This is a genomic window from uncultured Cyclobacterium sp. (assembly GCF_963976465.1).
GTDB lineage: Bacteria > Bacteroidota > Bacteroidia > Cytophagales > Cyclobacteriaceae > Cyclobacterium.
Window position 1 is genome coordinate 1 of the sequence record NZ_CAXBOC010000272.1, and the last position, 7516, is coordinate 7516.

The following is a 7516-nucleotide window of genomic DNA, read 5'->3' on the forward strand; positions in this document are numbered from 1 at the left end:
ATAATCCTTTAAGGAATAATTGGCCACTGCCCTACCTTCTAAAGCATAGGGAATAAATGGACTATTTGGTTTATTGTTTATCAATCGTGAGTACGCATCTGCTGCTTGATCATAATTGAGTTCTTCCATATGTATCTGTGCTTTTTGATAAAGCGCATCTTCCACGTACAAACTGTTTGGGTAATTATTGATTACCTGATCCAGTTGTCTTATTGCTTCCCTATTGTTATTCTGGAAATTGGCCACCACCCCACCTCTAAAATAGGCATAGTCGCTGTATTGATTGCTTTCCGCTACAGCCCTTCTAAAAACATTGGCAGCATCGGTAAATTTCTTTTGAACATAATAAGTATCTCCAAGTCTTACAAAGGCATCATCATAATTTTGCTTGTCATTGGCATTCTTTAACTTATCCGTATAAATCTTAAATTGTCTTTCCGCCTTTTCATATTGCTCATCGTTATAATAGGCATAACCCAAACCATAATGGGTACGGATCAAACTTGGATCCGATGAAGGCGGGTTCATGCTTATTAATTTTTCATAAGCTTGTATAGCTGCCGCAACATTATTATTGGCCGCATTGGCCTCTCCTTTCCAAAATTGGGCTTGATACTGAAGGGGTTTTTCTACCGGGAATTGCAGGGATTTACTCAGCATTTGTTGGGTGCCCTTTAAATTGTTGTCCCTGTAATAAGTCATGGCCTGGTAGAAAGTGACTTTTTGGTAGGCTTCCTGAATCCTTTTGGACTTATTGTTCATTTTCTCCATATGTCCAATGGCCCGTAGATAATTATTCGTATTCACCAGGGCATCACTGAGCAAGTTTTCTGCTGCCGTTTTTTGGCTTCCTTGTGGATAAACATTCAGGTATTGATCCAAGGCACTTATGGCTTCCTGAAATTTGCCTAATTCCAGGCTCACTTTTGCATAATTGAATAAAGCCTCTTCTTTAATCTCAGGCCTAAAATCCATTTTATATGCTGCATTGAAACTATTGGCGGCAAAAGGTAAATTTTTCTGTTGTACATAAGCATAACCTAGGAAATAACTAGCCAAATGCCCTAACTCATCGTTTACCAAAGCTACTTCTTTAAAAAACTGGCTTGCTTCGGCAAACTGCTTGTTTTCGTAATGGGCTACACCAGCCTTGTATTGTTGATCTCGGGAAAGCTTTCCTTTGTTGGCAGATACAAAGCCCATATAGTGAAATGCGGCTTGGGCATAATTCCGTTTTTCATAATATGCTTCTGCCAATAATAAGTGAATTTGTTCACTACTCTCCAAATTCTTCTTATTTACTATTGGAGCAGCATAGGTAATCAGGGTGTCCAATTTATTTTGTCGGTAATATATACCGGCCAACATATAGGGGACCTTTAGGCTGTATTCAGCAGATTTCTCTGCCTCCTTAAAATCTTTGGCGGCAGCTTCAAAGTCGCCTTCTTCAAAAGAACAATAGCCTGCATAAAAATAGGCACTGGCCAAAAAAGGGCTACGATACCTTTTTGCCCTCTCAAAATAGTTTTTAGCTTGGCCAAAATTATTTAACTGAAAGTAACTGTACCCCATTTTAAAAAACAATTCCGGATGTCTTTCAGTACTTAGGGGTACATTTTTAAGCAAATCAAAATTGCTAATGGCCTTTTTGTAATTCTTGCTTTGGAAATAGTCGTTCCCTAATATCCAAGCTGCTTCATTTCTTAATGATTCATTGGGATAATCCAGTATAAAAGCATCCATCAGGGAAGTCCCTTCAGGGAAATCACCCCGTAAGGCAGATAATGCCCTATAATAAGCAATAGCTACTTCTCGGCTGTTGTTCTCTATATCCGGATGTAAAGTCAACCTATCAAAGGCCTCTCGAGAGGAAGAAAATTGATCTTTGTGAAACAGTTCAAGGGCATCCTGAAATTTAGCTTCCAGGCTTGTTTGATGTAAACTGGATTGGGTATAAGCCTGACTGTAAATTAGCAAGGATAAACCATACAATAGCAATGTTTTTCTCATTCTCAAATAGTGGTCAATGAAGAATTTTAAAAATTAGTTCTTTTAATATTTGACTATCGTCTACAGCATTTGAAGTGGTTACACCTTTGGAACGTAAATCCGCCTCCTTTAGGTATCCCACCACATCAATAATCTTGCCTAAAGAATAATTCTTTGCCGCTATGGTATATTCTTTTATAAAATAAGGGTTTACCTTGATCAGCCCTGCCAATTCTCTTTCGCCAAGATTTTTATTGGCTTTGACCAGCAATAGCCGAGAGAAATGAATGTATAAAAGTGTTAAAATGGGTATTAACGGATGGGATTTGATATTCTGACCAAAGTAATTAATGATGGTGTTCGCCTTATTAACATCTTTGTAACTTAGGGCTTTGGTCAATTCAAAATTGTTAAAATCCTTACTGATTCCAATGTATTGTTGGATATGACTCGGGTTGATTTTAACAGGTTCATTAAAGTTGATAATCATTTTATCAATTTCATTGGTCAGCACTTCCATATTATTGCCAATAGATTCAGCAAGAATTTGGCAGGCCTTTGTTTCGATTGAATGTCCCTTTGATTTCACATATTGTTCAATATATGGGGAAAGTTTGTATTCAGGAACTTTGTCAGATTTTACCAGTATGGCTTTTTTATCCAACTCTTTGGCTAGGGCTTTCCGGCCATCCAAAGTTTTGTATTTATAGGCGAAAACCAAAATGGTGCTTGGCAGCGGATTATTGATATAGGCGATCAACTGTTGATCCCCGGCTTCTTTTCCAATTTCAAAAACATTTTGTGCTTCCTTTACAATGACCACTTGCCTGTCTGCCATCATAGGAAAACGTTTTGCATTGGTAAGAATCGAAGCAATAGTCGATTCTTTGCCATACATTATGGTTTGGTTAAAACTACGGTCCTGAGGTGCTAGGGCATTGTTTTCAATGAAATCTGTAATTTTATCAATGAAATAAGGCTCTTCACCCTGAAGAAAATAAATAGGGGCAAATTTATTTGCTTCAAGCTCTTTTAAAATACTTTCCGGTTTACTGGCCATACCTGATTTAAAAATGAAACAAAAACAGTTCAAATATAAAAAGAATAAAGGATTATTAACTGTTGAATGAAACAATACCTTCATTACTTTTGTATGTATTATATCACAAATCAAATTAAAGGTGGAAACAATAGAAACTGGTATCTCTTATTATAAGGAAGGAAAATTTGAAGAGGCTTTGGCAGTATTCAACAGGTTAATCAAAGAAGAAGGATCTCAACCTGCTTACCTGCATTTTAGGGCCAGGGTTCAATCCAGGTTGGGGGCCATGGAAGCAGCATTAATTGATTTTGACCTATTATTAAAAGCAGACCCTTACAATACCACGTATATTTCAGACAAGGCAGTGGTGCTGCATTTACTTGATCGCAACAAAGAGGCGATGGAAGGATTTGACCAAGCGCTTAACCTGGATCCAAACAACCCCTATCGCTACTCTAGTAGAGCCTATTTCAGGGACCGAATTGGTGATTTAAAAGGTGCCATAGCGGATTACGAAAAGGCCATTGAACTTGACCCGGAAGATGCCGTGGCCCACAATAACAAAGGAATCGTAGAGGAGAAACTTGGCTACAAGGAAAAATCACAGCAAAGTTTTTCAGTAGCTGACAAGCTTACCGGATATCAAGCACCCGAAAAAACAGAAGAAAACCCTACTCCGCTACCAAAAATAAAAGAGAACTCAGCCAATGAAAACCTCCCTCCCATTTCTGACAAAAAACCCCTGAGTTTCAGTACCTATTTTAATACTTTGGGAAGTATATTTACGGATAAAAAAACAAGAGATGAATTTAAGTCCTTTATAAAAGAAAAGTTCAAAGGTTTTTGATCACATAAAGTGGTTTATTGATAAAATAAGACATTTTCTTCGAAAGGTTCTTGGTGAATAGGTTTTCAAACCAAGTCTTTTTCTTACTAAGTGTAAACAATATATTTCCCTTGGAAGTAATCAGGTAGTTTTCTAGACCCAAAGCTGCATCATCTCTGTAGGATTTCAAAACAAAGTTCATTTTGTCATAGTGTGCAAAAGGTGCCAATTCCTCTTTTAGGGAAGAGTGCATGGCTTTGTCGATGATATTCGCTTTTGAACTTACATGTACTACGTCTATTTCTGAATCAAACAAACCTGCGATTTTTACTACCTTTTGAATGGCCAGTTTGTCTTCTTCCATATAATCCGTCGCATATACTATTTTTCGGGGAGGTTTAAAAAATACTTTTCTAGGAATAATAAATACATCACAGTTGGCATCTTGAACCACCCTAGATGCTTTGGTCCCTATATAATTTTTTTTGAATTCATTGACCCCTTCCGTTCCCATAATGATAAGGTCAACCTTATTTTCATCCGCATATTCTAGAATTGTATTTACAGCTTTTCCTTCTTTTACCAGGGAATTACAGGCATGTAAACCTTTGTCAAGGCTTTCCTCTTCCACAGTTTTCACCAAACAATTAAGCTTACTTATGGCTGCATGAAGGCTTTCTTCCAATTCTTTTTTCGGAAATAATTTTTTATAATCTTCTGTTTCAGGAACATGAAATAAAATCAATTCTGCATTTAATTTTTCACCCAATCTTGCGGCATATTCTATGGCATTCAACGCACATTCTGAAAAGTCAGTAGGACAAAGAATGGTATATTTTTTCATAATAAATCTTATAATTAAATTTTAATATCCTTGTACAGTACTGACCTCATTAATCAAAGGTCTATTTTCGATTGCATTTTTATAATTGGCAATGATTTGGGGAGCCGCTGCTTTATAATTGGTAATACTAGCGATATGAGGAGTGACCATGATTTCTTCTCTGCCCCAAAAAGGATGCAATTCAGGCAAGGGTTCTTTATTAAAAACATCCAATAAGGCTCCGGAAACCTGGCCTGATTCAATGGCTGGAATGAGATCATCCTCAACCAAATGTTTGCCTCTGGCAACATTAATAAGATAAGTTCCAGGTTGGAATTTTTTAAATAGTTCACCATTCAGAAAGCCCTCAGTTATTGGTGTTAAAGGCAATAAGCAAACCACCACATTCACCTTGTCAAGAAATTCTTGAAGTTGAGGACCAAAAAAGTAAGGATGGCGAAAGGAAGTTTTAGGTGTATTTCCATAACCATAACATGAAATACCTAAGGCATGCAACTTATCCAATACATCCCCACCAAGCTCACCTACCCCCATGACACCTACTGAGATGGGAATTTCAGGCTTGGTCATGTCCCATTTTTTAAGCGCTTTATTGGTTATATATCTTTTAAATTGACGGTGAAAATTGAGAATACCCATTACCACATAATTTGTCATGGAAAAAGTAAGTCGTGGATCAACAATTCGGGTGATGGGCACACCTTTGGGAATGTAATCTGCCATGATGTGATCCACACCTGAGCCCATCGAACAAATAAGCTTTAAATTGGGAAATTCTTTAAGAATGTTTTTGGGATGCTGCCACAATACAACTACCTCAACAAGGGCTTTATCTTTAATTTCAGGGTACACTTGAAGGTCGATTTCAGGAGCCAATTCTTGAAAAATACTTCTCCAAGAATTAAGCTCTTTGTCGGGTTTATTTGGCGCAACAATTGCTAATGCCATGAAAGGAATTGGTTGGTTTTGGATAAAATAATTAATTTAAAACTCGCCTAAAGATGCTGCGAAAATATCCAGTCTTTGGATAATTTAAACAGTAAAAAGAGGACAGATATTTAATTAATAACAAATTAACTATCTTTACAAAAGGGTGATATTACCGTTTAAACAAAATAATAACCCATACTGTAAGGTTATCCTTTTCTTTATAGAGCTTTAAGCCAATCTAATTATAAAATCTATGAAAACAAAGAATATTGTTTGCCTAATGATGCTATTTACAGTTGTTCAACTGAATGCATTTTCACAGATTAAAATGCCTCAGGCGAGTCCTAGCAGTAAAGTTTCACAACAGGTAGGTTTGACAACCATTCACCTGGATTATTCAAGACCCGGAAAAAAGAATAGAAAGATTTTTGGAGAACTTGTACCCTATGGAAGGATATGGAGAACCGGTGCCAATAACCCAACTACCCTGGAATTTGATATAGATATAAAAGTAAACGGTTTGCCACTGAAAGCCGGGAAATATGCCATCTATACCATTCCTGAGAAGAAATCTTGGACCATTATTTTTTCAAACAATACAGAACTATGGGGTGCGATGGGTTATGATGCTGCGGATGATGCGCTTAGAATCAATGTACCGGTAACCAAGCTTAAAAAAACAGTAGAGTCCATGCATATAAGCTTTTCCATCCTAACGGATTCAGGCGCACAACTCAATATCGCATGGGACAAAACATCAGTGGGTTTTAAAATTGAAATGGAAGTCGACCAAGTAGTTATGGGTCAAATCAAAGCGCTGCTAATAGACCATGAAAGCAATGATGCAGGCTTACTTTTTCAAGCAGCCAATTATTATTACAAGCAGGAAAAAGACCTCAATAAAGCCCTTGAATGGGTAACAAAATCTGTGGAGAAAGATGCGAAATATTATACGGTTCACTTGAAAGCAAAAATTTTGGCTGCTTTAGGAAGAAAACAAGAAGCTATTTCCACTGCCCAAGTATCAATGAAATTAGCAGAAGAAGCAGGTAACCCGGATTATGTAGCCCTTAATCAACGTTTGATTGATACCTTATAACCAAAGCTATTAGGTAGTGTAAACCAATAAAATTGAAATGTTGGCCTCTCCAATTAGATAAAAGCCAAACTACAAAGGTTTGTAAACCAGAATATCAGCCTTGAAACAGCACTGTAAGCAATTGCAGTGCTGTTTCAAGGCTTATTTCATGCATTGATCCTATTTAAAGATTGGAAGCTTTAGGTTTGGAGAGCAACAAGTTTAAAATGGTAGCAATTAACATTACCAATAAACATCCAATGGCATTGTACCATAAAAACCCAATGTCAATGCTCAAGTCACCTATGGTTTGGCCATTGAAATAATGGAGGGTTAAAATCAATATTTCTGAAATTATAGCTGCCATAAATACAGCTCGGCCACCTACCCATTTCATAAAAAATGCAACCATAAATATTCCCAGAATACTGCCATAAAACAAAGAGCCCAGTAAATTAACGGCCTGAATAAGGTTTTCAAAAAGGGTGGCATAGGTTGCAAATAAAATGGCAAAAATGCCCCACAGCACCGTAAACCACCTTGAAGAATTCATATAATGATTGGAGCTTTTTTCTTTCTTAATTGACCTTCTATAAATATCGATGGTAGTTGTAGAAGACAATGCATTGAGCTCCGAAGCAGTAGATGACATGGCTGCACTAAATATTACTGCAAATAATAAACCGATAACTCCTTTCGGTAAATAATCCATCACAAAGCGCATGAACACATAATCTGTATCACGGGTCTCAGCCAAGGGATCGTTTTGCACAATCAATTCTTTTACTTTATCTCGGACCTCTTCTT

The 7516-nt window shown here is 37.0% G+C and carries 6 protein-coding genes and 1 pseudogene; 2 read left to right on the plus strand and 5 right to left on the minus strand.

Annotation, left to right across the window (positions count from 1 at the left end):
- Together AAC037_RS15065 and holA are read right to left on the minus strand one after the other, a co-directional pair.
- Nucleotides 1–2010 (minus strand): tetratricopeptide repeat protein (locus tag AAC037_RS15065; RefSeq protein ID WP_339903754.1); only part of this gene is annotated, 2010 nt, incomplete at its 3' end.
- 13 nt (nt 2011–2023) lie between these two features.
- Nucleotides 2024–3049 carry a DNA polymerase III subunit delta gene (holA, locus tag AAC037_RS15070; protein WP_339903755.1) on the minus strand — a complete coding sequence of 342 codons (1026 nt, stop codon included), beginning with the start codon at nt 3047–3049 and terminating at the stop codon, nt 2024–2026.
- A gap of 121 nt (nt 3050–3170) precedes the next feature.
- Here holA and AAC037_RS15075 point away from each other — a divergent pair, with 121 nt between their 5' ends.
- A complete protein-coding gene (locus tag AAC037_RS15075; protein ID WP_339903756.1) occupies nt 3171–3878 on the plus strand; it encodes a tetratricopeptide repeat protein in 708 nt (235 codons plus the stop codon).
- Here the strand turns inward: AAC037_RS15075 and AAC037_RS15080 are convergent.
- Together AAC037_RS15080 and AAC037_RS15085 are read right to left on the minus strand one after the other, a co-directional pair.
- Nucleotides 3865–4701, minus strand: coding sequence for a universal stress protein (locus AAC037_RS15080; RefSeq protein ID WP_339903757.1), 837 nt, complete (start codon nt 4699–4701; stop codon nt 3865–3867). The two genes, AAC037_RS15075 and AAC037_RS15080, sit on opposite strands and share 14 nt — an antisense overlap.
- 21 nt (nt 4702–4722) lie before the next feature.
- Nucleotides 4723–5649 (minus strand): glyoxylate/hydroxypyruvate reductase A, encoded by a 927-nt coding sequence (locus AAC037_RS15085; protein ID WP_339903758.1) that lies wholly within the window; start codon nt 5647–5649, stop codon nt 4723–4725.
- Nucleotides 5650–5884: 235 nt separating this feature from the next.
- On the opposite strand from AAC037_RS15085, the gene AAC037_RS15090 reads away from it, so the two are divergent.
- Nucleotides 5885–6730, plus strand: coding sequence for a DUF2911 domain-containing protein (locus AAC037_RS15090; RefSeq protein ID WP_339903759.1), 846 nt, complete (start codon nt 5885–5887; stop codon nt 6728–6730).
- 163 nt (nt 6731–6893) lie between these two features.
- Here AAC037_RS15090 and AAC037_RS15095 read toward each other — a convergent pair.
- Nucleotides 6894–7516 (minus strand): annotated as a pseudogene (locus AAC037_RS15095) (sodium:solute symporter); the annotation flags it as partial.

Coding starts and splice junctions, on each gene's coding strand:
- holA (WP_339903755.1), bottom strand. CDS start 3,049: ATGGCCAGTAAACCGGAAAGTATTTTAAAAGAGCTTGAAGCAAATAAA.
- AAC037_RS15080 (WP_339903757.1), bottom strand. CDS start 4,701: ATGAAAAAATATACCATTCTTTGTCCTACTGACTTTTCAGAATGTGCG.
- AAC037_RS15085 (WP_339903758.1), bottom strand. CDS start 5,649: ATGGCATTAGCAATTGTTGCGCCAAATAAACCCGACAAAGAGCTTAAT.
- AAC037_RS15090 (WP_339903759.1), top strand. CDS start 5,885: ATGAAAACAAAGAATATTGTTTGCCTAATGATGCTATTTACAGTTGTT.